Source organism: Pseudomonas argentinensis (genome assembly GCF_001839655.2).
Taxonomy (GTDB): domain Bacteria; phylum Pseudomonadota; class Gammaproteobacteria; order Pseudomonadales; family Pseudomonadaceae; genus Aquipseudomonas; species Aquipseudomonas argentinensis_B.
On sequence record NZ_CP056087.1, the window covers coordinates 3,932,959 to 3,955,691 of the forward strand.

General features: G+C 62.6%; 22 protein-coding genes. 11 read left to right on the forward strand and 11 right to left on the reverse strand.

Going from position 1 to position 22,733, the window contains the following annotated elements:
• Positions 1–3 precede the first annotated feature (3 nt).
• On the reverse strand, positions 4–171 hold the full coding sequence (locus SA190iCDA_RS17690; RefSeq protein ID WP_236100888.1) for a hypothetical protein: 168 nt from the start codon (positions 169–171) through the stop codon (positions 4–6).
• A 124-nt stretch (positions 172–295) separates the two neighbouring features.
• Complete coding sequence (locus SA190iCDA_RS17695; protein ID WP_070885370.1) at positions 296–784, reverse strand: ProQ/FinO family protein; 489 nt, start codon at positions 782–784, stop codon at positions 296–298.
• A gap of 657 nt (positions 785–1,441) precedes the next feature.
• Between SA190iCDA_RS17695 and SA190iCDA_RS17700 the strand changes: the two genes are divergently transcribed.
• Positions 1,442–1,858 carry a VOC family protein gene (locus SA190iCDA_RS17700; RefSeq protein ID WP_070885372.1) on the forward strand — a complete coding sequence of 139 codons (417 nt, stop codon included), beginning with the start codon at positions 1,442–1,444 and terminating at the stop codon, positions 1,856–1,858.
• Between the two features lie 5 nt (positions 1,859–1,863).
• Here the strand turns inward: SA190iCDA_RS17700 and SA190iCDA_RS17705 are convergent, their stop codons facing one another.
• Positions 1,864–2,061 (reverse strand): methyl-accepting chemotaxis protein, encoded by a 198-nt coding sequence (locus SA190iCDA_RS17705; protein ID WP_083329766.1) that lies wholly within the window; start codon positions 2,059–2,061, stop codon positions 1,864–1,866.
• Between SA190iCDA_RS17705 and SA190iCDA_RS23565 the strand changes: the two genes are divergently transcribed.
• Positions 2,030–2,203: a hypothetical protein gene (locus SA190iCDA_RS23565; protein WP_170833935.1), complete on the forward strand. Its 174-nt coding sequence runs from the start codon at positions 2,030–2,032 to the stop codon at positions 2,201–2,203. The two genes, SA190iCDA_RS17705 and SA190iCDA_RS23565, sit on opposite strands and share 32 nt — an antisense overlap.
• On the opposite strand, the gene SA190iCDA_RS17710 is transcribed toward SA190iCDA_RS23565, so the two are convergent.
• Positions 2,179–4,098, reverse strand: a complete 1,920-nt coding sequence (locus SA190iCDA_RS17710; protein ID WP_083329767.1) for an ATP-binding protein — start codon at positions 4,096–4,098, stop codon at positions 2,179–2,181. The genes SA190iCDA_RS23565 and SA190iCDA_RS17710 overlap by 25 nt on opposite strands.
• 260 nt (positions 4,099–4,358) lie before the next feature.
• On the opposite strand from SA190iCDA_RS17710, the gene SA190iCDA_RS17715 reads away from it, so the two are divergent.
• The 4 genes from SA190iCDA_RS17715 (at position 4,359) to SA190iCDA_RS17735 (ending at position 10,423) form a co-directional block, all read left to right on the forward strand.
• Positions 4,359–6,149 carry a GGDEF and EAL domain-containing protein gene (locus tag SA190iCDA_RS17715; RefSeq protein WP_070885374.1) on the forward strand — a complete coding sequence of 597 codons (1,791 nt, stop codon included), beginning with the start codon at positions 4,359–4,361 and terminating at the stop codon, positions 6,147–6,149.
• Positions 6,150–6,411: 262 nt separating this feature from the next.
• Positions 6,412–7,731: a methyl-accepting chemotaxis protein gene (locus tag SA190iCDA_RS23255; protein WP_070885375.1), complete on the forward strand. Its 1,320-nt coding sequence runs from the start codon at positions 6,412–6,414 to the stop codon at positions 7,729–7,731.
• Positions 7,732–7,774: 43 nt separating this feature from the next.
• On the forward strand, positions 7,775–8,080 hold the full coding sequence (gene soxR / locus SA190iCDA_RS17730; RefSeq protein ID WP_170833936.1) for a redox-sensitive transcriptional activator SoxR: 306 nt from the start codon (positions 7,775–7,777) through the stop codon (positions 8,078–8,080).
• A 228-nt stretch (positions 8,081–8,308) separates the two neighbouring features.
• Positions 8,309–10,423 carry a TonB-dependent siderophore receptor gene (locus SA190iCDA_RS17735; RefSeq protein WP_070885377.1) on the forward strand — a complete coding sequence of 705 codons (2,115 nt, stop codon included), beginning with the start codon at positions 8,309–8,311 and terminating at the stop codon, positions 10,421–10,423.
• Between the two features lie 401 nt (positions 10,424–10,824).
• Here SA190iCDA_RS17735 and SA190iCDA_RS17740 read toward each other — a convergent pair whose 3' ends face one another.
• Positions 10,825–11,859, reverse strand: a complete 1,035-nt coding sequence (locus SA190iCDA_RS17740) for an NAD(P)/FAD-dependent oxidoreductase (protein ID WP_329610169.1) — start codon at positions 11,857–11,859, stop codon at positions 10,825–10,827.
• Positions 11,860–12,729: 870 nt separating this feature from the next.
• On the opposite strand from SA190iCDA_RS17740, the gene SA190iCDA_RS17745 reads away from it, so the two are divergent.
• From SA190iCDA_RS17745 to SA190iCDA_RS17755, 3 genes are all read left to right on the forward strand, one after another.
• A complete protein-coding gene (locus SA190iCDA_RS17745) occupies positions 12,730–12,972 on the forward strand; it encodes a hypothetical protein (RefSeq protein ID WP_070885378.1) in 243 nt (80 codons plus the stop codon).
• On the forward strand, positions 12,965–13,267 hold the full coding sequence (locus SA190iCDA_RS17750; RefSeq protein ID WP_070885379.1) for a LasR-specific antiactivator QslA: 303 nt from the start codon (positions 12,965–12,967) through the stop codon (positions 13,265–13,267). The genes SA190iCDA_RS17745 and SA190iCDA_RS17750 overlap by 8 nt, the downstream gene beginning before the upstream one ends.
• Before the next feature lie 185 nt (positions 13,268–13,452).
• Entirely contained in the window at positions 13,453–14,421 is a 969-nt protein-coding gene (locus SA190iCDA_RS17755; RefSeq protein WP_236100890.1) for an alpha/beta fold hydrolase, read from the forward strand.
• A gap of 340 nt (positions 14,422–14,761) precedes the next feature.
• Here SA190iCDA_RS17755 and SA190iCDA_RS17760 read toward each other — a convergent pair whose 3' ends face one another.
• Positions 14,762–15,976 (reverse strand): aldose 1-epimerase family protein, encoded by a 1,215-nt coding sequence (locus SA190iCDA_RS17760; protein ID WP_070885381.1) that lies wholly within the window; start codon positions 15,974–15,976, stop codon positions 14,762–14,764.
• Between the two features lie 287 nt (positions 15,977–16,263).
• Positions 16,264–17,667, reverse strand: a complete 1,404-nt coding sequence (locus SA190iCDA_RS17765) for an MFS transporter (protein ID WP_070885382.1) — start codon at positions 17,665–17,667, stop codon at positions 16,264–16,266.
• A 67-nt stretch (positions 17,668–17,734) separates the two neighbouring features.
• On the opposite strand from SA190iCDA_RS17765, the gene SA190iCDA_RS17770 reads away from it, so the two are divergent.
• On the forward strand, positions 17,735–18,175 hold the full coding sequence (locus SA190iCDA_RS17770; RefSeq protein WP_070885383.1) for a helix-turn-helix domain-containing protein: 441 nt from the start codon (positions 17,735–17,737) through the stop codon (positions 18,173–18,175).
• A 121-nt stretch (positions 18,176–18,296) separates the two neighbouring features.
• On the opposite strand, the gene SA190iCDA_RS17775 is transcribed toward SA190iCDA_RS17770, so the two are convergent.
• From SA190iCDA_RS17775 to SA190iCDA_RS17790, 4 genes are all read right to left on the reverse strand, one after another.
• On the reverse strand, positions 18,297–18,647 hold the full coding sequence (locus SA190iCDA_RS17775) for an antibiotic biosynthesis monooxygenase family protein (RefSeq protein WP_070885384.1): 351 nt from the start codon (positions 18,645–18,647) through the stop codon (positions 18,297–18,299).
• Positions 18,648–18,658: 11 nt separating this feature from the next.
• Positions 18,659–19,663, reverse strand: a complete 1,005-nt coding sequence (locus SA190iCDA_RS17780) for a zinc-dependent alcohol dehydrogenase family protein (RefSeq protein WP_070885385.1) — start codon at positions 19,661–19,663, stop codon at positions 18,659–18,661.
• Between the two features lie 156 nt (positions 19,664–19,819).
• Positions 19,820–20,122 carry an ArsR/SmtB family transcription factor gene (locus SA190iCDA_RS17785; RefSeq protein WP_070885386.1) on the reverse strand — a complete coding sequence of 101 codons (303 nt, stop codon included), beginning with the start codon at positions 20,120–20,122 and terminating at the stop codon, positions 19,820–19,822.
• Positions 20,123–20,384: 262 nt separating this feature from the next.
• Positions 20,385–21,554, reverse strand: coding sequence for an MFS transporter (locus SA190iCDA_RS17790; protein ID WP_070885387.1), 1,170 nt, complete (start codon positions 21,552–21,554; stop codon positions 20,385–20,387).
• 94 nt (positions 21,555–21,648) lie between these two features.
• Between SA190iCDA_RS17790 and SA190iCDA_RS17795 the strand changes: the two genes are divergently transcribed.
• Entirely contained in the window at positions 21,649–22,542 is an 894-nt protein-coding gene (locus SA190iCDA_RS17795; RefSeq protein ID WP_070885388.1) for a LysR family transcriptional regulator, read from the forward strand.
• Positions 22,543–22,733 lie beyond the last annotated feature (191 nt).

The window sequence follows — 22,733 nt, forward strand, 5'->3', positions numbered from 1 at the left end:
CTCTTAGGCCTGATGGCTGCTCGTCGGGACGTTACGCACGACCACATGCTCGATGCGCCAGTGATACACCGAGTTCTCGTAGACCACCTTGCGCTCCACGGGCTTGCCGGTGCAGGCGGTGAACGACGGCAACAGCATGGCGCCCAGGCACAGGCCGAGTTTAGGCAGCATGACTCGAGGCTCCACGGCAGGCAGCGACGCCACCCTGAGCGCAGGGCCGACGCCCCTAAGCCCCTGGCAGCGGTTCGCTGGTTTGCGCTACTGCGGGCAGGCGTTGCGTCTGCTGACCGGGCTGTCAGGCACCCTCACCTGCCGTGCCGGCCTGCTCCTTGGGCTTTGCCTGAGCCCGCCGCATCTGGCTGCGCTGGCGCCTGGCCTGTTGCTTGGCATGCAGCGCCTGGGCCGCCGTCACGCTGCCAGCTGCCTGGCCGTTCAAGTCCAGGCGCGGGGCATTTTCGACCATGCTTGCCCAGTACCGGCCGCCCCGACACCAGGACGCCAGGCCGAGCTTGAGCTGCTCCTGGGTGATACCGAGTTGCTCCAGGTGCTGTTCGGCATCCTTGAGAATGCCCTCCTTGAGAGGAACCTTCGGCGCCGGGTTAACGGGGAAGGCCAGCGGGAAGTGCTTCTGCAAACGCCAGATCGCCTCCAGGGCAGGATCCTGGTCCTGAGGCTTGCGTGGCGAGGCAGCCGGCCGCTTGCGCTGCTTGGTACTCTCGGTCTTCACCTGCTCTTTTTCAGCCCGCAGGCGGTCACGTAGATCCGCTAATTGCTCAAAACCCATCGTTCAGTTCACAGCTTGGTGGTTGATTAGGGGCGAAGCTTATCCCATGCAGCCTTCGAGGGCAGCCAACGGCGAGATTTACTGCTGTCTTTCGTCGCTCGAGCGCTGTCTTGCACCTGAGAGGTTCGCCGCAAGCAGGCGAACGGCAGCTTCATCGCCTGCCGGGGCGGCTTTTGCAACAGCTACAGTCGCGCGCTTCGAAGTGCAAAGGAGCGACGATTGCGCTTTCGTTCCTGACCGGGTTCGTGTCCCTTGCGACGCGCGTTGTTCAGGAAACCTGATCGACGCCTGACGGACGGTGCCGTGCTCGAGGCCGCCCTACAGCTCTACCACGGCCATTTGCCCCTATGAAGCGCACGTCGCCGTCACTCTGTACTGGACTAATCTTTCCGTTTTTTGCAGACGAATCGAGATGCCCAATGGCGATTGCAAGGATCCAGGCATTCGCAAGCAGATACACGGCTACTCTCATCGAGAACGCTCCGCCAAACGAGGCGGATCTCGCAAGCCAAGGCTTCACGCAAGAAGAGCCTGAAGCTGTCTACCGAATGCTCAATCAGATCCAAAAGAGGCTGCTCGTCGAGGCGCAGGTGATGGAATCACTTTGAGCAATGCGCTCTCGGCATAGCCCTGCCAGAAGACCTGGAGGTACATACCATGCTGAGCTACACCATGATCGGCAGCAACGATTTGATCGCCGCAGAAACGTTCTATAACGCGATCCTGATTCCGCTGGGATACGAGGTGGAGCGTTGGGAAAAGCAGCTGTGCTACTCGATTCCCGGCGTCGAGGATCGAGAAAATGGCCCGGGTGCCTTTCACGTGACCGTTCCATACGACGGGCAACCGGCGACGGTTGGCAACGGCACCATGGTTGCCTTCCGCGCACCGACACATGAAAAGGTGCGAAGCCTGCATGCAGAGGGCCTGGGGCACGGCGGCGTGGACGAGGGCGCCCCCGGTTTTCGCGATGCCTACAGCCCCAGGTTCTTCGTGGGCTATCTGCGCGACCCTGACGGGAACAAGGTAGCGCTCTTCTGCACAAGTGCTTCAGAGCCTACCCGCCCGTGGTGAAGGCCTCAGGTACGCATCATCTTTGCCGCCTGCTCGGTGGCTTGTGTCGTCCGGGTCGCCAGCCTGCGCACCTCATCGGCCACCACCGCAAACCTCCGCCCGCCTCCCCGGCTCGGGCCGCCTCGATCGCCGCGTTCAGCCAGCGGGTTGGTCTGGCTGGCGATGCTCTGGATGGTGCCGACGATCTGGGTGAGCGTGACGATGTTGGCTCAGGGTGCGCTGGTGCGCCGCCTCGGATTCGCCCATGGCGCTCTGCTGATGCTGCAGATTGTCGTCTACCAGTGCACCGGCCACACCCAGCGTCGAGGCGCCGAGCCGGCTCAGCGCAGGGAGAGCAAGCGCTGAACCGTGGCCTTGAGCTCCTTCACGGCGAAGGGCTTCAGCAGCAGTTCGGTCTGGCCGCTTTTCAGCGCGATCGCCGGGACGGCATTTTCCACGAAGCCTGAGATGAACAGGACCTTGAGCGCCGGGCGCCTGTCGAGCGCGATCACTGCCAATTCATCGCCGCTCATCCCGCCTGGCAGGCCGATGTCCGTGATCAGTAGCGCTGTGTCGGATTCGCCTTGCAGCTTCCCAAGAGCTTGTGCAGCGGTCCCGGCCTTGGTGACCCGATAGCCGACCTCCTCCAGCACCTCGGCAACGAGGTCGCGAATGGCTTCCTCATCGTCGACCACGAGTATCCTGGCGTTATCTGCTTGAAAATCCTGTTCCACACTGTCGGACGCCCCGACATCGAGGGGGGCGGCCTGACTGTGGTGCAGTGGCAGGAGAAGGCTTACCGTGGTGCCCTTTCCCATTACCGATTCGATCCGGGCCTCACCCGATGATTGCTGGGCAAAGCCATACACCATGGAAAGACCAAGGCCTGTGCCAGAGCCCAGGGGTTTGGTGGTAAAGAAGGGATCGAACGCACGCTCGAGCACGCTTTGTGGCATCCCCATTCCGGTATCCGTCACCCGGAAAAGCGCGTATTGCCCGGCGTTCAGGGTTGCAGTGCCCTGCCCGGCGTCGATGCGGGTCTGGCTGATTTCGATCTGCAGCCGGCCGCCCTGGGGCATGGCGTCGCGTGCATTGATGCACAGGTTCAGTATCGCGTTTTCCAGCTGGTGGGCATCACAAAAGCACAGCAAGGCTTTTTCCGGTGCGAGTATCTCCAGTTCTATCCGCGGTGTGAGGGTTCTGCTGATCAGCTCTCGCATGTCCTGGGCCAGCACCGCCAGGTCGACGACTGAGCTTGCCAGCGGCTGACGCCGTGCGTAGGCCAGCAGGCGGTGGGTCAGCGAGGCTGCCCGGCCGGAGGCATTGCGGGCAAGCTCGACGTAACGCGGCAGATCCTCCTGGTTTCCCTGGGCGATACGCCGCTCCAGCATGTCCAGGCTGCCGGTGATCACGGTCAGCAGGTTATTGAAGTCGTGGGCCAGGCCTCCCGTCAGCTGGCCCACAGCTTCCATCTTCTGGCTTTGCTGCAATTGCGAGCTGACTTTCTCGAGCGCTTCCTGACGCTCCTTGTTCAAGGTGATATCCCGTGCCACCGCGAAGTAAAGGCCCTGCCGACGGGCAATACGCCAGTTCAGGTGCAGCGGTTTGCCATCGGCGCAGAAGCCCTGGGTATCGAGCTCCGCGATAGCCCCCTTGCCCAGGGTGCGCAGCGCATCGGCCAGTTGCGAGGGGGAGATGAAGCTGAAAAATGCACCGTCCTTGAGTTCCTGGTCGGTATGCCCGGTTTCGGTTCGCCAGGCCGGATTCATCGCCACGATGTCTCCGCCCTCGGACAGCGTACAGATCAGGTCAGGGGATACGTTCCAGATGCCATCGCGCTCCAATGTACGCCGCTCGACTTCATGTTCCAGCCGATCGTTGACATCGGAGAGTGCGTTCAAGGTTCTTCGGAACAGGGCGCAGACAACGGCCATGCCGAAGGTGACCAGGGCGAAACTCGCGCTGCTGATCCAGGCAGTCAGGCCATCGTTGAAGCCGATCTCGCCGATGAAGAAATAGTGCGCGGTGAGCACCGCCAGAACGCAGCCCAACACGGATGGGCCGACCCCGAAGCAGAAACCGATGAACATCAGCCCAGGTATGAAAAACAGGTACGGTAGCGCCGTAAGGGAGAGTTCCAAGCGTAACGCGCCACACAGCGCAATCACCATGACAGCGCCCGCATAGCGAACCGGCGTGCTTGGCTGAATGCGCGCCAGGTGGCGCACCAGCGCAAGGCTACGAGAGGGAATATTGATCAAATGTGGCTCCGTTGGGGCCAGGTCGGAGAGCGCGGATGCGATAGTCGGCAGTCGATACGGCAACGGTTTACCACTGCAGCTGGTTATCGGCAATCACCCCCGCAGTTTTAAGCGATTTACCACCAGGCTCATAGCTTCTGACTAACAGCGTCATGGCTAACCACAATTGTGAAGAGATGGCGAGCTGATAAGCTCAAGGCAGTCACCGAGCACCCAGGCGGGGTGCTCCCGGCCGCCCTATCACCCCAATAGTAGCTAACATGATCACGTGCAATCTTTCGCCCGAAGAAGAACGGGCACGGCTGGTCGACGTAGACCGTTTGACCTCGGACCTGGAAAGCGGCTCGGACCCGGTGCTCAACAGCATCGTGGCGATGGTCTCCAGCTACTTCAAGGTGCCTACCTCGCTGGTCAGCATCATCGAACGGGACTACCAGGTTTTCAAAGCCCGTGTGGGCATGGAGCCTGAACGGACGTCGCGGGAAATGTCCTTCTGCGTGCACGGTCTCGACGAAGGGGCGGTGCTGGAAATATGCGACCCTGTCGGCGACCCGCGTTTTTCGGGCAACCCCCTGGTAACAGGCGCTCCATTTATCCGCTATTACGCAGGTGCTCCGCTGATAATCAAATCAGGGCGGAACCTGGGTAGGCTCTGCGTGATTGACCATAAAGCCCATGGGCCAATGGACGAGCAAGGGCGAACCCTCCTGCGCAACGCGGCCCAGGTCGTGGTGGCGCGATTGGAATCCATACATCGCTCGCACTACATCGACCCGATGACAGGCTTACCCAACCGGCAGCGCTTCGAGGCGGACATCCTGCAGGGGCTCGAGGAACAAGACCGCGTCGCCATCCTCATCGAGCCGCTTTCCGCAACGGGGATGGACAGCCTGGCAAAGTCGCTTGGGGGCGCGTTTTTCGCCAACTTCATGCTGGCGGTCAAAGAGCTGCTCCTGAAGTTGCTGCCCGCCGGGGCGCGTTTGTACCGCTCCGGCACCCTGGGCTTTGTCGCCCTGCTCAGCCACCGGGCACTGTCGCTGTCCAGCCTGGTCGACAGCTTGGTGCATGCCTTCGAACGGCCGCTGTACTGCGCGGAAATCCCGGTTTTCTCCGATGTAGGGATCAGCGTGCTGCAGCTCGGGCGCGAAGCCGGCGCACCGACGGAGGTCCTGCGCCTGATGTCCAGCATCACCGATGCGGCGCGCCGAAGCGAGCGGCGGTGGCTCGATTACGATCCTGCGATCGATTCGAGCCTGCGTCGCAGCACTGCACTGCTCAATGACATCGAGGCGGCACTTGCCGCTGCTGATCAGTTCAGGCTGGTCTACCAGCCTCGCGTCGATCTGGCGGGCAACCGGTGCGTTGCCGTCGAGGCACTGCTACGGTGGTCGCATCCCACGCTCGGTGAGATCAGTCCCGCTGAATTCATCCCGCTGGCCGAAAGCACGGCCTCGATTCGTCATATCACCAGCTGGGTGGTGCGGCGCGTCTGCGAGCAGTTGTCGGCCTGGCGCGCTCAGGGCCTGGAAATGACCGTCTCCTTGAACGTCTCGGCGCTGGATCTGACTGACGGGCATCTGTTCGATCAGCTGGTCGAGGCCCTGCAAGCGTTCAAGGTGGCACCCCGGTTCATCGAGCTGGAATTTACCGAAAGTGTCCTGGTAACCGATTTCCAGGCCGTGCGGGTTCAGCTGCAACGCTTTCGCGATCTGGGCGTGGCCATTGGCATCGATGACTTTGGCAGTGGTTACAGTAACTGGGCCTACCTGCGCCAGATTCCGGCCAACAGCGTCAAGCTCGATCGTTCTCTGCTGGCCGATCTCCAGCCGGGTAACAGCGAATGGCATATCGTCCGAGGCCTGATCAGCCTGGTGCGCGATCTTCGTCTGACCGTCGTGGCGGAAGGGGTTGAAACGGAGCTGCACTACCACCTGCTACGAGGCTGGGGCTGTCAGCAGGGCCAGGGTTATTACTTCGCCAAGCCGTTATCCCCAGCCGCCCTTCTCGCCTGGTTAGACGAGGGTCGCTGGCCGACCGGGCAGCCTGGCTGACCTCCCCTGGCCGATGAGAGTGGAGGAGATTCACGTTCGGAAGGGGTGTCTCATCCTCCCCTATCCTCAAGGATTGAAGCTCGAGCAACGTAACGACACCGAAGGTAGGGCCAATGTGAAGACGCTCTGCAGAGACGGCCAAGGCCTGCTCAGGGACAGCCGGGAGGTGAATTTCATCACTGCTCCCTCGCCTTTGGCGAGCTTCGGACGATAATCAGAAAAGAACAATTCTCCGCCCCTCAGCCATTGCATAGAGGTCATCATGTTCGGCTCTTCACATCTTCGCGATGAATTGCAGGCATACAAAAATCGCTTCGAGAACATCGATCAAAAAATGGCGGCGATACGCAGCAGCATGGCGATGATTGTGTTCACCCCCGCTGGAGAAATCTTGGACGCCAACCAAGCGTTTCTAGACGTGGTGGGTTATCACCTCGAAGAGGTGGTAGGCCAGCACCATCGGCTGTTTTGTCCTGCAAGCCTGGTGAATGGCCCGGAGTATCGTCAGTTCTGGCGCCGGCTCTCGAATGGGGAAAGTTTCAGCAACCGCTTCATGCGGCTCACCAAGGATGGGCGCGAGATCTGGCTCGAGGCGACCTATATGCCCGTGCACGACGGCGCAGGTCAGGTGGTGAGCGTTATCAAGATTGCAGCCGATATTACCAGGCAGATACAAGCCGAAAACAAACAGACCAGCATGCTTAGCGCCATAGACCGTTCAATGGCCGTGATCGAATTCAATCTCAACGGTGAGGTGCTCGAAGCGAACGAAAACTTCCTGGCCACCATGGGCTATCGATTGGACGAAATCCGTGGAAAGCACCATCGCCTGTTTTGCGAGCCCGCCGAGGTTAACAGCGATGGCTATCGGCGTTTCTGGCAGCGCTTGAACCAGGGCGACTATATCCATGAAGTTTTCAAGCGTGTTACCAAACATGGCCGCGTTGTATGGCTTAGAGCCACGTATAACCCGCTCTATGACGCGGCCGGCAAGCTGTATGGCGTCATCAAGTTCGCGAGCGATATCACCGCGCAGATCGAGCGACGCAACGCTGAGTCGGAAGCGGCGCAGCTGGCCTACGACATAGCCCGGCAAACGGATGAGAGCTCGGTGAAGGGGGCTGCCACGGTGGACGAGACGATGCAGGTCGTTCGCGGGATTTCCGAGGAGCTCGATAAGGTCTCCGAGCAAATCCGCGCACTCAGTACCCAATCGGACCGTATAAGCAGCATTGTCCAGGTCATCAGAGGTATCGCCGATCAGACCAATTTGCTCGCCCTCAATGCGGCGATCGAAGCTGCAAGAGCGGGTGAACTTGGCCGCGGCTTTGCCGTGGTGGCGGATGAAGTTCGCAACCTGGCCTCTCGAACCAGCCAGGCAACCGTGGAGATCAACGAAGTCGTTCAACTGAACCAGAACCTGACCCAGAGTGCCGTGGCAAGCATGCTGGGCAGCCAGGACAAGGTGGGGAAAGGTGTTGACCTGGCCGGCCAGGCCGGCGAAGTCATGCTGCAAATCCGCGCAGAGGCACAGCGAGTAGTGAACGCAGTCGGCCAGTTCCGGCAGACCGTGCAAGACTAGGCAGGAACAGAGGCAGCCGTCCATGGCATCACCCAGAGGCGGAGTGAACAACTGGATCGGTGCGCACCGCAGTGCCGGCAATCAGCGTCGGTACCCGAAGGACGTATCGCGCCGGATCGCCATCATCAAGATTGCCCAGCAGACCGGCATGTCAATGACGGAGGTTGGCGAGTGCTTCGCTGCGCTACCCGCAAGCCGTACGCCCACCGCAGCGGATTGGCGCGCGCTTTCGCAGCACTGGCAATCAGAGCTGAATGATCGAATCGAGTCGCTGCTGGTGCCGAGAAACAAGCTGGACTCATGCATCGATTGTGGCCTGTCATTGAACGACTGCCCGCTGCGGGCCTAGCCGATACGGCAGCGCCATCCACGCCCTCTATCCAACGGCAGCGGCCTGCAATCGAGCAGGCGCCTGGTTCCGCTCATCACCGTCGATAGCCAGGCAACAGGCCGATAGCCCTCGCCTCACCCAGGCCGAGCATAGAGCCCCACCCTAGACATAATTTGTTACATTACCCAGATGTTACATAATAACGTTACGATTAATCTCTGCGCCCCTCCCTCTGGCGCCTTATCGATGAACCAGCCTCCCTATCGCCTCCTTGCCTTTACCGCTCTGGCATCCCTGACAACAGAGGCCTGGGCTGAAACCGCAACCCGCACCCTGCCGGCTACCAAGGTTTCCGGCTCCGTCGAAGAACGCACCAGCTACAAGGCCGAAGCGCTGACGGTGGGCACCAAGAGCGCCCTGGCGCCGATCGACATTCCCCAATCGGTCAGCGCCATTACCCGCACGCGCATGGATGACCAGAACCTCACCACCATCGGCGACGTGCTCAACGAAGTGACCGGGGTATCCGTGGCGCCCTGGGACTCCATTACCCAGCAGTACTATTCACGCGGCTACAGCCTGGACATGGCCTACGACGGCGTACCGGTGTATGGCGGCAGCTCGGGAATCCAGGAATACGACATGGCCATCTACGAGCGCGTGGAAGTACTGCGCGGGCCGGCCGCCTTGTTCATGGGCTCCGGCAGCGGTGGTGGGCTGGTCAACATGGTGCGTAAACGCGGGCTGTACGAGCCCGGGGTGTCGCTGACCACCTCGGTCGGCTCCTGGAACAATCGCCGCATCATGGTCGACGCCGGCGCGCCGCTGGATGCCCAAGGCCGCCTGCGCAGCCGCGTGGTCGCCGCCTGGCAGGAACAGGATTACTTCTGGGATGTGAGCCACAAGGACAAGTGGCTCGGCTATGCCACGCTCGACTACCAGCTCACCCCGGACACCGTGGTATCGCTGACCGGCAGCCACCAGGAAGACCATATGGACTCGCCGAGCATGGGCCTGCCGGCCTACACCGACGGCCGCTTTCTCGACGTGCCGCGCTCGACCCACGTATACCCCGAGTGGGCACGCTTCGCCTACGAAACCACGGAAATGGCCCTGGATCTCGAGCACGCCTTCGCCAACGGCTGGCAGCTCAAGAGCAAGCTGATCCAGCGCACCCAGGACAAATTCTGGAAGGATGCCTTTCCTGCACCGGGCGCAGGCGTCGATCCGGACAGCGGCATGATCGCCCGCTACAACCGCCGCAAGAACGATGGCGACACCAAGCGCAACGCCTTCGACCTGTACCTCACCGGCCCCTTCTCCGCACTGGGCCGAAACCACCACGCCACCCTGGGCTACAACCAGGATCGCCAGGCGAACCAGTCGCGCAGCGTCAATGCGGCGCCCTTCTTCGGGGTGCCGATAAACGATCCGGACGTCGTTCCGGAACCCGACTTCGTGTTTACCAACGGTTCCGAGAACGAGACCACCCAGCGGGGTATCTACGGGCAGTTGCGCCTGTCCCTGACCGACCCGTTGACGGTGGTGCTCGGCGGGCGCAGCAGCGACTTCGAATACCGCAGCCGTAGCGTCGCGCCCTCCACCCCCAGCGCCTGGAACGCCTCGCGCAAGGAAACCGGCGAGTTCACGCCCTACGGCGCGGTGATCTACGCCTTCACCGACAACCTCAACGGCTACGTTAGCTACTCGGACCTCTTCATTCCCCAGGCACAGCAAACGGTCGGCGGCACCAGCCTGGAACCGCGAATCGGCGCGCAATGGGAAACCGGTCTGAAGGCCTCGTTTCTCGACGGCGCGGTGGACGCTTCCGTTGCGCTGTTCCGCACCAACGACACGAACCGGGCCATGAGCGACCTGAACAACCCAGGCTTCTTCGTTTCGGCTGGTGAGGTGCAGGTGGAAGGCTGGGAAATGGAAATCAGCGGCAAGCCCAGCGACAGCCTCAACCTCTCCATCGGCTACAGCTACCTGACCAGCCAGTACCTCGAGGACCGCTTCCTGCCCGGCGAGAAGTTCTCGCTCTACGAGCCACGCCACTCCCTGAAAACCTACGCCAAATACCGCCTGTTGGACGGCGGCCTCAAGGGCCTGTTCGTGGGGGGCGGCCTGCATATCAGCAGCGGCACCGATGGCAGCAGCGATACCCCGCTACGCAGCCAGGGCGGTTATGCCCTGGCCAGTGCCCAGGTCGGTTACGAATTCAGTAGCAAGACCTCGGTGGCCCTGATGGGCAATAACCTCTTCGATCGCCATTACTACGCACGGGTCGGCAACCTCAACACCTACAACACCTATGGCGAACCGCGAAGCTTTGCGCTGGTGATGCGTACGGCGTTGTAGGGAGGGCGAGACATCTCGCCTCCTTTGGGAACCGAAACGGCGCAAGCTTTAGCGAACAGAGCGCAGGGTCAATCCAAACCGCGTCCTGCTCCACAGCAGCATCGGCTGCTGTCCCACTGCCTTTTCCGTAATGATTAAGCCAGTCGTGCCTGGCTAAGCTGCCGCTTTGCATGCAGCCTCAGGCTGGGTGCCGGGCAACTCGCCAAACCAACAATTGGCATCGCATACGAAGTTCGATATCACCGTTCGACACACTGCAGTTGCGGTCGATGACGTCTTGGCGACGGCGGAACCGACCGAGGTTTGACAAGCGCATAGCGAGTGAAAGTAGGCCATCGCTAACCGGCCAAAAGCAGCCCCAGGGGCAGGCAACCATCGGGAGTGTACGTTTGAAGCAACCGCTAAATAGAGCTGCTGTAAGGGGACGCAACGGTATGAGAAGAGGCTACCTGGTCGCGCTCGCGATCCCATAGCCGTAACTCTAGGCTGTTATGCACTGCAGTAGCGCAGACAGCAGCCTGACCGGTGGCAACGCTGATTTGCTTTAGCGAGTCCACCACATCCCCGACCGCGTATAGGCCCTTCACCGACGTCGATTGGTGCGCGTCTACCAACAAGGCACCCTCGTCACCGGTTTGAGCAGTCAACTGGGTCGCTAGCTCGGAGCAGATATGCGATCCGAGCGACGGATATACAATGTCAAAGCAATACCGCTCACCCTTGCACGTCATTACCAGAACTTTGCCATCGCTGACTTCGATATGCTCGACCTTGTCGTTGATGACCCGTAACCCGGCGTGCCGGGCCGCCGCAATCGCCTCCTCGCATGCCTGGGTATCATCGTCGACCAGCACCGTCACACGGTCAGTGAAGTTGCGCAGGAAAAGCCCATGATTGATTGCGCAGTGCACCTCGCCATAAACCGCTACGTCATCACCGTTGACCTCATAACCGTCGCATATTGAGCACAGCCGGATTACCGATTGGGCCACCGCATCGTAAGGTTTCTCCATACGCGGCAGCGTGTCGATGATGCCGGTCGCAAGCACTACCCGACGCGCTGTAAGTTCTCGTCCATTGAGTTGCGCGGTGAAACCAGCTGGGTTCTGAAGCAGACTATCCACACGTCCTTGCTCAAGGATCGCTCCATAACGCAGCGCTTGCTCTCGCAATCGATCCAACAGGTCTTCACCGGAAATGCCGGGCGGGAAACCTGGGTAATTATGAGAACGTGGGATAAGGCTTGCGCGGCTGCGCCCACCGTCGGCAACCAATACTCTCCGGTGGAACCGGCTCAGATAGACGGCCGTGGTTAGTCCAGCAGGGCCAGCGCCAATAACCAGGCAGTCAACATGGACAGGCCTGGCGTCGATGGACGCTGAGTCTGGTCCATCAATGAGCGTTCTGTATTCTTCTTGCTTTGCGGGCATCGCCATTCTCGCACTTTTAAGTCACTTGGCTGTGACTAGCGCGAGCCGACTAAGGTTGCTTAGCTCGACAGACGGCCCAGCAGGCTGGAGTCGGGTGGTGCTTTCAAGCTAGGTATGGCGAGGAGGCGCCGAACTGCCCCTAGGTTCTTCGTCCTGTTAGGTCAGGGATGCCATCGTAGGCCACGGCGTGCGGGTGCGGTACCTCGTCGCAGCGGAGCTGGGCCTGATGTATCCAGACCGCCAAAGCCGCCCAGGTTTGCTCTGTAATCTGCACTGGTCGCTAAGTCTTCTGCTGCGTCACGATGGCTCGCGGCGACAGGTGTCGACATCGGCTATGTCAGCACACGAAGCTTGATCCATGCAGCATGAAGGGACGACAGAAGACAAACAATGCAGGGAATTGGCATTTCATTGCTGCAGTGAGTGCAGTAATACATGAGCCTTGATATGACTTAATGACGGCTTTTGGAGGCGAAAGCAGCCATCCACAACGCCTCTGCTACCCAAACTTGCCTCCACTGTTCCCCCACGTTACAGTCCCACCCGTCACGGTAAATCCCGTGACCGGGTGTGGTAGCCCGATTCACACGAAGGCGCGGTAGCGCCATAGCCGAGAGCAGGCGCTTTTTTTGTGCCTGTTGCTTTCTCGTGCAGTTATGGCGGGCCGTGTGAGGCAGGCTTCGGCCTGGCCGGCCTTCCTTCGTGAGTCGGTCTACCACCCTTGCACGGTCCGCCTCCATATCGTGTGGTAGCGAATGGAACGCGGCTCCTTAAACTCACGAAGGAGCATAAGGATTATGCATTTCCCCCCTTTTACCCAAGGGCACCGCCCTGGGCTGCAAGCCGTCTTGTCCGCTTCCATTCTGGAGGTGCCGCATGAGCCGCTTTGAATCCGTCGTTATCCCCTTCCCTACACCGCCAAACCCACTGCTCAGCCATGTGGCCGATGATTATTCGGTGCTCGCCGCCGCCGAGTACCGGGCCGCGCTGCTGGCCAAGTTGCTCAGGCGTATGCCGGAGCAGGAGCTGGCGGATATCAGCAACGCGATGCTCAGCGAGCTGGTGGTGCTGTATCGCCAGGCCATCAACCAGGCGCAAGGGAGGGGCGGGCATGAGTGAACGCCAACAGCACTTCGCCTACCTGCCCGCCCATGACGGGCACGGGGCGGCCACCTTCGGCTTGAGCGAGAACTGCCAGGCGAGCTTCACCCACGGCGCCCAACAGGCCCAGGCCTGGCTGGACGACGGCAACAGCGGCTGGCTATGGACGGGCCTGCTGCTGGAGCGCCAGCAGTTCCCGGCCGGTGCGCAGCGCCATGCCTTCGAGCTGGGCTTTCTCAGCCGTATTCACCAACGCCTGTGCTCACCGTTGGGGGGCGGGCACCTGGCCAGGCGAACGGAGCTGCAGCTGTAAGCCGGCAAGCGGTGGGCCGCGATAGCCCACCGCTTGCCGCTCGCTCGGGTATCAGCGCCGCCATCCAAGCGCTAGAGTGAGGCGGCTCTTTTCCCGAGGTGGATATGCCGCATAACGATCCGGGGCGCCGATGCGCCAGGTGCAAGCCAGGCCACTGCAAAGGGGTACTGCTGGCCCTCGCGCTGTTGGCATCGGCCTTATATGGCGGGCTCTGCAGTGCCAATCCCTATGTGCTGCGCCTGGGCCAGGACGCGCCCTATAGCTTCCTCGCCTACGCCAATGCCCATATGACGAATGCCAGCCAGGCCTCTCGGGCCGTGGTGCTGGTGCATGGTGTGCGGCGCAATGCCGACGACTACTTTGAAACGGGCCTGCAGTTGTTGAGCGAGGCCGGCCTCGATGGCCGCGACAACCTGCTGCTGTCGCTCAACTTCCTCACCGCCGAGGATCGCCGCGCCGGCAAGGACATGCCCCTGTGGGCGCGGGACAAATGGATGCATGGCACGGCCTCGGAGCAAGGCCGGTCGGGCATCGAGGCGTTCGCGGTGCTGGATGATGTGCTGGCGTACCTGGCGGATCGCAAGCGCTTTCCGGCGCTGGAGGAGGTGGTATTGATCGGCCATTCGGCAGGCGGCCAGCTGATGCAGCGTTACGCCGTACTGGGCCAGGGTGATGCACACCTGGCGGGCCAGGGCATTGCGGTGCGTTACGTGATTTCCAGCCCTTCTTCGTATGTGTATCTCGACGGCAACCGCGTGCAGGCGGGCACTGTCGGACCTGCTTCTGCTGCCGACTGCCCGGACTACAACCGCTACCGCTATGGCCTGGAGGTCGCGCCGCCTTACCTGTCGCGCCAACACCTGAGCGCCGAGCAGCTATTTCGCCGATACGTGGCTCGCAACGTGACCTTCGTGGTCGGCGAGCACGACGACAACCCCGAGCACCCTGTGCTTGATCGTTCCTGCGCCGCCGCCCTGCAAGGCCCCAATCGGCTGCAACGCCAGCGCAACTACCTGCGCTACGAGGCCTTTGTCTCGCAACAGTGGGGGGTCGCCATCCATCATCCGCAGATCACCGTCGCTGGTGTGGGCCACGACGCGGCCAGGCTGCTCACGCGGGGTGTCGTCGCCGAGCGGTTGTTTCCCAGGCATTAGCGCGTAGGGCGGATCGGAACGCCGGCCGCTCGTAGCGCCAGCGAACAGTGCGCCTACCAAGGCAACAGGCGTGCTGCTTCGCGAACGGATCGCCGCCCGGTACGCCCCACGCCCATACCTCAGCCGGCAGCTGTCCTGCCCTGTTACAAGCGCGCCGGCCATGGGTTAGCAGCCGCCTCGCCCTTCTGGCCGCCCTGCTCACCGAGCAGTGACCGAATGGCTGCAAGCAGCCCGTCGACTGCTCAAGGTCGCTCGCTGGCGGACCTTGAACAAGGCGACGGGATCAGACGCACACTTGGCCAAGGGGCTGCGATATCGGCTGCCAACGCTCCAGCCCATGTCACTCCTTGGTCAGATCAACCAGCGGCGTTTGCCGCACCTCGGTCTCCCGCCCGCCCTGAATCTTGCTCACCTGCTTCAAGGCCTTGTCCACCGCCGCCTTATCCGCCAACAAGCTGTAGCTGATGCGGAACTGCTTGTGTTCCTTTGGCCCGATTGTCGGTACCAGGTTCAGCGGCCGCTGATAACGGCGGTTGTAGGAAAAACTCGTTCCCGGTTCCAGCCCCGTGACATAGCCCTGGCCTTGGGTATCGGTGTTTTTCCACAGGGAAAACACCGGCAGGGTCTGGGTATTGAAGCCGACCGAAACGCCCAGGCTGCCCGCCTTGTTATGCAATACGGTCAAGGTATCGCCCTTGGCATCGGCATAGGGCACCAGGTTGTAAACGGTTTCGTCGTAGTCCCTGGTCGGTGCGCGATAGGTTTGCCAGTCGGGCAGATCGCCCTTGGCCTTGTCGTTGAACGGCGACACCTGCTTCACCGGCGCCACAAAACGGGCGCCCTGCTCCAGGAACGGGGTGCTGAAGTTGCTGTGATACAGCGCCTGGTATTCCTTGGGATAGTCGCCGTTGTTGGTCAGGGTGTCGTTGAGGGCGAACGCGACGCTGCCGGGTTCGGTGACCAGTTCGGTCGCGACCGAGAAGTCGACCTTCTTGAACGCCTGCTCTTTCAGCTCGCCGCGCAGGGTGATGGCGTAGGGTGGTTTTTCATCGATATGCAGGGTGACTTTGCTCGCCGGAATGTTGGCGGCTCGCCCGTGCAGGGTCAGCAGTTCGCCGTTGTCGACGCCGGGGTGGCCGACCCATTCGTAGCCGCAGCGGGTGACCAGTTCATTGAAGCCTTCCAACCAGCCCAGACCACCGCGGCCATTGAGTTCGATGAAGGCCGGGTTGACCACTTCCTTGACCGGCGAATCCCAGCCCATGCGCACATCACCGACCGAGGCCTGCAAGACGTTCATTCCGCGAGTCGGCACTACCGAGAGTTTCATCGTGCCGTTATCGATGTCGACGATGCTGACGCCCTCCTGCCGACCGCCGTGCAAGGTGCGCAGGGTAACGCTGAAGGGTTTGTCGGTTTTTATGCCGAGTTGCTGGCTGGTGACCTGCCAGTTCCGGGCGGCTTTATCGGTGTCGAGCAGAACGTAATCCCAGGCCATGGCATGGGAGGCAGCGGACAATGCGCTGAGGGCAACAAAGAACTTGAGCGGGGTCATGGGAGCAGCCTTTCTTGAAGTTGTGCCATTTTTATAGACTTGATGAAACGTTTCAGCAAGCTAAAAAGTCGCCCCCTCCGAGGAGGTTGGCAGCGAGCGCAGGACACACGCGATAACCTCGCCGATAGCTCCTGGCTGCCATCCACAACAAGCTCCTATCGGCCAAAGGCAGCGGGTATGCCGGAGGGTGGACCGGAACTCCGGCCGCTCGTAGCGCCAGCGAACAGTCCGCCGACCCAGGCAAAGGCGCTTCACGAACGGCACGCCGCCCGGTACGCTTTGCATTTCTAGATCGGGTGATGGCCGCAAGCTTGTAATCGGCCCCTTGCTGCGAACAACAAGGTGAGGAAACACAGGCCCGCCACACCCAGGAAGGTCATGGAAAAGGCATTGCCGATAACTGTGGCAGAGTTGTCAGCCAGGGTTGTGCCATCCAGTAACGAAGCGAATGCCAGCGGCAGCAGCGCGGCACCCGTCAGCAAACCGAGATTGCGCGACAGGCCAAGCAACCCCGAGAGCACGCCGCGGTTCGCCTCAGCGGCCTGGTTCATTAACGCGGTGTTGTTGGCAGCCAGGAACAGCTGAAAGCCTGGGGTCATCAACAGCATCGCCGTCAGGTAACCCGGCACCCCGATAAGCCCCGGCAATACCGCAAAGCCACACAGCCCCAGGGCAGCCAGCAGCAGGCCCGCAAGCAGCACGCGGTCGGTTCCGAAGCGGTCGGTAAGCCGGCCGGCGGGTGCGCCCGAGAGCGCCGCGGCAACCGGCCCGGCGGCCATTACCAGCCCTGTCCCCGCCTCGCTCAACCCGAGGCCGAACGCCAGGAACAGGGGCCCGACCACGAGCGTGGACATCATGATGCTGGCGACCAGCAGGTTCATACCAAGTGGTGCGACGATGGCGCGCTCGCGAAACAGTGCCACCGGGATCAGCGGGTGTTCCGCGCGCAGCTCGGTGCGGATGAACAGCAAGCCTGCCACCACACCCAGCATCAGCAGTGCCCAAGGTTGAACGGCAATGCCTGCCTGGCTGCCGGTGGTCGCAAGCGCGATGCCCAACAGTGCAGCGCATAGCCAGGCGCAGCCGGCCCAATCGATACGGGCAGAGGCTGCCGAGGGTGCGGTTTTGCCAACACAAGCGCCGGCCAGCACCAGCAGGCCGGCGCCGCACAGCGCCAACAGCACGAACATGGAGCGCCAGCCGCACTGGCCGATCAGCAAGCCGCCGAGCGACGGCCCCAATGCGGTGCCGATAGCCGACATGCTGCCCAGCAGGCCCATCGCGGCGCCCAGGCGCGCCTTGGCGATCAGGCTTTTGGCGATCGACATCGGCAGCGCCATGAGCACGGCCGCCCCCAGCCCCTGCAGCGCACGAGCGGCGACGAGCCACCCCAGGCTCGGCGCGATGGCGCCGCCGACACTGGCCAGGGTGAACAGCGCGATGCCGGCGAGCAATACCCGGCGATTGCCATACAGGTCGCCCAGGCGCCCGGCCACCACGATAGCTACAGTCACGGCGAGCAGGTAGGCCAGCACCACCCATTGCACCCTTGTCACGCCAGCCGAGAACACCGTTGCCAGGTGCGGCAGCGCGACCGTCGCGATGCTGGTGCCCAGCGATGCCAACAGGATGGCGCCCGCCAGTGCCGCGAGCGTGGGCACGTTGGCTGCGGAAGATGCTTGCGGTTTCATGGCTGAAGTGTGCCTGGCGAGGACGGGATGACCTACTATGCAACTTCAAGTCAACTTGAGGTCAAGCATGAAACTCGTCGACATCGGGGCGCTCTCGAAAACCAGCGGGCTGCCCACCTCCACGCTGCGCTATTACGAAGAAGTAGGCCTGATCCAGCCGGTTTGCCGGAACGGATTGCGCCGGCAATACAGTGAGGAGACAATCGTTCAGCTGGCCCTGATCAGCCTGGGCAAGGCTGCGGGATTTTCGCTGGACGACATCGGCGGCATGTTCGACCAGGATCGAAACGCCGACCTGCCGCGGCCCACGCTGCTGCAACGCGCCGACGAGCTCGACCGCCAGATTGTGCGCATGACCACCATGAGCCGCCTGCTCCGGCACGTGGCCGAATGCCCGGCGCCATCGCATATGGATTGCCCGCGCTTTCGCAAGCTGTTACGCGTGGTCTGCCCTTCGCTGCCGGCGGCCAAAGCAAAACCCCGCGCCGCCAGAGCTGCAGAAGCCTAGCGCGGACGTGGCCAGCGCGTAGGGTGGACCGGAACGCCGGCCGCTCGTAGCGCCAGCGAACAGTCCACCTGCCAAGGCAGAAGGCGTACTGCCTCGCTGCCGCCCGGTACGCCCGACGCCCTCACGCCACCGGCCATTCGCTGCCGAAGGGGCCGCCCTGCTCGCCCAATGTTCCACCTGCCAAGGCGGCGCCTTCGATGTGGTACAGGGTCGGCTCTGCCGAGAAGCACGGCTCCAGGGCCTGCATGAACAGCTGGTGGTCGTCACTCACTTCGAAGCGTTGCGTGTGGTCCTCCAGGGACTGCCAGCGCACGATCAGGTTGAAGTGCAGCGGGTTTTCGATGCCTTGGGCGAGCAGGTGGCCGCCGTAGCCCTGGGCCCGGCAGAGCAAGGGCGCCACCTCGGCGAATGCCTGCCTGAAGCGTTCGAGGTGTTGCTCGTGAATGGGCAGCAGCGCGATTTCATAGACCATGGGGCACCTCCTCAGCGTGAGCTCGACGGTTGGATGTTGGTGTCGGGGAGCGCCTCTGGCACCACGGCGATGGCGATCTTGCCGCGCAGGCCGTTGTTGGGCGTTTCCAGCAGCGCATGGGCCAGCGGAATATCGGCCAGCGAGTACACCGCACCGAGGTGTGGCCGCAGTTGGCCGCGCTCGATCAGGGCACTGAGCTCATCGAGCTTGCCGCGGTTCTGCCGGGTGAACACGAAATGGTAGCTGGCGTTCTTGCCCCAGGCCTGCAGGAGGTTCTGCGGCTGGGCGATGTCGACGATCGACACCACGCGGCCGAGTTGGGCGAGCACGTCGGGGCTGCGCGCCAGGGTGTCACCACCGATGGTGTCGAACACCACGTCGACGCCCTGCCCGCCGGTTTCCCGCAGGATGGCCAGGACGTAATCCTCCTGCGCATAGTCGATCACCACATCGGCACCCAGGCTGCAGGCGAATTCGAAGTTGGCTTCACGCACGGTGGTGAACACCTTGGCGCCCATGGCCTTGGCCAACTGGATCGCCACATGGCCGACGCCACCCGCCCCGCCATGAATCAGGATGCGCTCGCCCACCCTGAGCGCCGCGCGCACCACCAGCGCTTCCCATGCGGTGCCGCCGACCAGGGTCAGGCTGGCCGCCTCGAGGTGGCTCAGCGAGGAAGGCTTGCTGCCGACGATGTTTTCGTCAGCCAGGTGATACTCGGCATAGCTGCCGGGGCCATCGAAGATCTGCGGCGTGTACCAGACTTCGTCGCCCGGCGCGAAATTGGTCACACCCGGCCCGACCGCCTCGACGACGCCGGATACGTCGTGCCCGGTGATAGCGGGTAGGGGCACCAGGTCGCGGTAGTCGCCGCGGCGTACCTGGTAATCCAGTGGGTTGATGGAGGTGGCGTGCACCCGCACCAGCACCTGCCCCGCTTGCGGCACGGGCTTGGGCACGTCGGCCAACTGGAATGCTTGCGGGCCGCCAAAGGCGTTGAGTATCTGCGCTTTCATTGTTGATTCCTCGTTTCTGGAAAAAGGGATATCGGGATTTTTCGATATATTGAGGCAAAAAATTTACGCCGCTTTTGCTACGTGCTCAGCCCATGGCAAGCCCTCGCTTCGGAAAAAAGGAATATCGGGATTTACCGATACGCCAGGATAAAAAAACTACAGCTCCTTGCCTATCAGCTCGGCCAGCGCGCTGATGGCCTTCTCGTTGCGCTTGTAATAGGTCCACTGCCCGATGCGCCTGACCTCCACCAGGCCCGCCCGCTGCAGCGTCGCCAGGTAGTCGGACACCGTCGACTGCGACAGCCCCACGCCTTCCTGAATGCTGCTCACGCACACCCCCACCGTGTGAACGTCGCCTTCATCCTGTGGCGGGAAGTTCTTCGCGGGATCCTTCAGGCCCTTGAGAATCTCAAGGCGCGTGCGGTTCGAGAGTGCTTTGAATACGTCGATCAAGTCCATGGCGCGATAATATCGAGATTTACCGATATGTCAATCTGAGGATTCTTCTGGCGACTGCCGTCGGTCTGATGCGCTACACGCCTCGCCACAAACGCAAAGGGCCACGGTTCATCTCGAACCGTGGCCCCTACCCTGTTCACAGCAGCGCCTAGGGTGGATCGGAACGCCGGCCGCTCGTAGCGCCAGCGAACGGTCCGCCTGACAAGACAAAGGCGTACTGCTTCGCTGCCGCCCGGTACGCCCTAGCAGCCTTACACCCAAATCAACGGCATACCGCCGGCGCCACCGCTCTGGCTCGCCAGGCAAACCCCAGCACCATCAGCAGCCCCAGCGCTGCCATCGCCGCGCCGGCCAGGGAGATCGCCGGGTAGCCCAGCCCGGCGCTGATCACCGCGCCGCCCAGGGCCGCGCCAACGGCATTGCCCAGGTTGAAGGCGCCGATGTTCACGGCCGAGGCCAGGTTGGGCGCGTCCTTGGCGGCTTCCATCACGCGCATCTGCAGCGGCGGCACGATGGCGAAGCTGGCGATGCCCCAGATGAGGATGGCCACGGCGGCCGGCAGTGGCCAGCGCATCAGCACGGTAAAGGCCAGCAGCACGAGGATCAGCGCGCCCAGCGAGGCGATCAGAGTGCGGTCGATGGAGCGATCCGCCGCCTTGCCGCCCCACATGTTTCCCAGGGTCAGGCCTACGCCATAGAGCACCAGCATGGCGGTGATAAAGCCGGTGGAGGCATGGGTCTGGGTGCTGAGGATCGGCGCGATATAGGTGAACACGGTGAACATCGCACTGGAGCCGACCACGGTCAGGGCCAGCGCGGCGAGCACCGGGCCACGGCCCAGCACGCGGATCTCGGCGAGCACGCCGTCGCTCTTCGGCAGCTCGACGTTGGGCAAGGCGAACCACAGCGCGAGCATGGTGATCACACCGAGGCCGGCAATGCCCCAGAACGCCGTGCGCCAGCCGAGCAACTCACCGAACCAGGCAGCCAGCGGTACGCCGCCGATGGTCGCCAGGGTCAGGCCCATGAACATCGCGGCGACCGCGCCGGCCCGTTTATCCGGGGCGACCAGGCTGGCGGCGACCACCGAGCCGACGCCGAAAAAGGCGCCATGGTTGAGCGAGGTGACCACGCGGGCGATCAGCAGGCTGGTGTAGTCGGTGGCCAGGGCGGACATCAGGTTGCCCAGGGTGAAGATGGCCATCAGCCCGATCAGCAGATAGCGCCGGGGGATCTTGCCGGTGGTCAGGGTCATCAGCGGCGCGCCGATCAGTACGCCGATGGCATAGGCGCTGACCAGCAGGCCGGCGGCGGGAATCGACACGCCAAGGTCACTGGCGATGCCGGGCAACATGCCCATGGGGGCGAACTCGGTAACGCCGATGCCGAAGGCACCGATGGCGAGTGCGACGAGGGGTGGATTGATACGCATGAGAGGCTCCTTATCTATGCCGCGAATGCTACGATCCCGCTCTCACGGGCGGTAGACCGCTTTTCTGGCAAACACCTTTGCTGCGGAGGCACAAATGGACGTAGGCGGCCGATCAGGCGAGATGGAAGTGCTGGTGCGCGTGGCGCAGGAAGGCAGCCTGTCGGCGGCGGCGCGTACCCTGGGCATGACGCCCTCGGCGGTCAGCCGCATCATCGCCCGCACCGAGCAGCGTCTGGGCACCCGCCTGCTGCTGCGCACCACCCGGGCGATCACCTTCACGGCCGAAGGCGAGGCGTACCTGCGCGGTGCCCGACGCATTCTCGCCGACCTGGCCGAGGTCGAGGATGCCATCGCCGACCAGAGCGTGCCCAAGGGGCGCATCCGTGTCAGTGCCGCGCTCGGTCACGGCCGGCTGGCCATCGTACCGCTGGTGGCGGCCTTCAGCGCGCGCTACCCGAACATCGTCGTCGACCTGACCCTGGGCGATGAGGTGGTGGATATTCTCGGCGGCCAGGCCGACGTGGCGGTGCGTTTCGGCCCGCTGCCGGACAGCCCGCTGACCGCGCGCAAGGTCGGCGAAACCGGCCAGATCGTGGTGGCCTCGCCTGATTACCTGGCGCGCCACGGCACGCCCCAGGCGCCGGAAGACCTGCTGCAGCACAACTGCCTGCGCTTCAACTTCCGCCGCGCCGAGCCCAACTGGCCGTTCATACGCGACGGCGAGGTGTTCTCCCTGAAGGTGTGCGGCAACATCGAATGCAGCAGCGGTGAAGCCCTGGCGCAGCTGGCCCGGGTCGGCGCCGGCATCGCCCGCATTGGCGCCTTTACGGTCAACGAGGATATCGGGCGCGGCGACCTGGTGCAGCTGCTCGAAGCCTACAACCCCGGCGGACGGGAACCGATTCACGCGGTGTTCGTCGGCGGCCCGACGATGCCGGCGCGGGTACGGCTGTTCGTGGATTTTCTGATCGAGCATCATCGGCTCTAGCGGGCTTGCGTAGGGCGGACAACGCTTTGCTTGTCCACCTTTGCAACTTCTCGCGGTGGACGGATAAAGAGCGTCACCCGGCCTACCAAGTGCGTGGAAATACCGTCCCAGGATGCTCGGCGTCCGCCTTTGTGCGAGGGCGCCATGCGCCCGAAATCACCGGCATGGACTGAACGTCTCGGCCCTCTTCC

What these genes read in the sequence shown, in the direction of transcription:
- SA190iCDA_RS17690 (WP_236100888.1), bottom strand. Translation starts at nt 171, where the DNA reads ATGCTGCCTAAACTCGGCCTGTGCCTGGGCGCCATGCTGTTGCCGTCG.
- SA190iCDA_RS17695 (WP_070885370.1), bottom strand. Translation starts at nt 784, where the DNA reads ATGGGTTTTGAGCAATTAGCGGATCTACGTGACCGCCTGCGGGCTGAA.
- SA190iCDA_RS17700 (WP_070885372.1), top strand. Translation starts at nt 1,442, where the DNA reads ATGCTGAGCTACACCATGATCGGCAGCAACGATTTGATCGCCGCAGAA.
- SA190iCDA_RS23565 (WP_170833935.1), top strand. Translation starts at nt 2,030, where the DNA reads ATGGTGCCGACGATCTGGGTGAGCGTGACGATGTTGGCTCAGGGTGCG.
- SA190iCDA_RS17715 (WP_070885374.1), top strand. Translation starts at nt 4,359, where the DNA reads ATGATCACGTGCAATCTTTCGCCCGAAGAAGAACGGGCACGGCTGGTC.
- SA190iCDA_RS23255 (WP_070885375.1), top strand. Translation starts at nt 6,412, where the DNA reads ATGTTCGGCTCTTCACATCTTCGCGATGAATTGCAGGCATACAAAAAT.
- SA190iCDA_RS17735 (WP_070885377.1), top strand. Translation starts at nt 8,309, where the DNA reads ATGAACCAGCCTCCCTATCGCCTCCTTGCCTTTACCGCTCTGGCATCC.
- SA190iCDA_RS17740 (WP_329610169.1), bottom strand. Translation starts at nt 11,859, where the DNA reads ATGGCGATGCCCGCAAAGCAAGAAGAATACAGAACGCTCATTGATGGA.
- SA190iCDA_RS17745 (WP_070885378.1), top strand. Translation starts at nt 12,730, where the DNA reads ATGAGCCGCTTTGAATCCGTCGTTATCCCCTTCCCTACACCGCCAAAC.
- SA190iCDA_RS17750 (WP_070885379.1), top strand. Translation starts at nt 12,965, where the DNA reads ATGAGTGAACGCCAACAGCACTTCGCCTACCTGCCCGCCCATGACGGG.
- SA190iCDA_RS17760 (WP_070885381.1), bottom strand. Translation starts at nt 15,976, where the DNA reads ATGACCCCGCTCAAGTTCTTTGTTGCCCTCAGCGCATTGTCCGCTGCC.
- SA190iCDA_RS17765 (WP_070885382.1), bottom strand. Translation starts at nt 17,667, where the DNA reads ATGAAACCGCAAGCATCTTCCGCAGCCAACGTGCCCACGCTCGCGGCA.
- SA190iCDA_RS17770 (WP_070885383.1), top strand. Translation starts at nt 17,735, where the DNA reads ATGAAACTCGTCGACATCGGGGCGCTCTCGAAAACCAGCGGGCTGCCC.
- SA190iCDA_RS17775 (WP_070885384.1), bottom strand. Translation starts at nt 18,647, where the DNA reads ATGGTCTATGAAATCGCGCTGCTGCCCATTCACGAGCAACACCTCGAA.
- SA190iCDA_RS17780 (WP_070885385.1), bottom strand. Translation starts at nt 19,663, where the DNA reads ATGAAAGCGCAGATACTCAACGCCTTTGGCGGCCCGCAAGCATTCCAG.
- SA190iCDA_RS17785 (WP_070885386.1), bottom strand. Translation starts at nt 20,122, where the DNA reads ATGGACTTGATCGACGTATTCAAAGCACTCTCGAACCGCACGCGCCTT.
- SA190iCDA_RS17790 (WP_070885387.1), bottom strand. Translation starts at nt 21,554, where the DNA reads ATGCGTATCAATCCACCCCTCGTCGCACTCGCCATCGGTGCCTTCGGC.
- SA190iCDA_RS17795 (WP_070885388.1), top strand. Translation starts at nt 21,649, where the DNA reads ATGGACGTAGGCGGCCGATCAGGCGAGATGGAAGTGCTGGTGCGCGTG.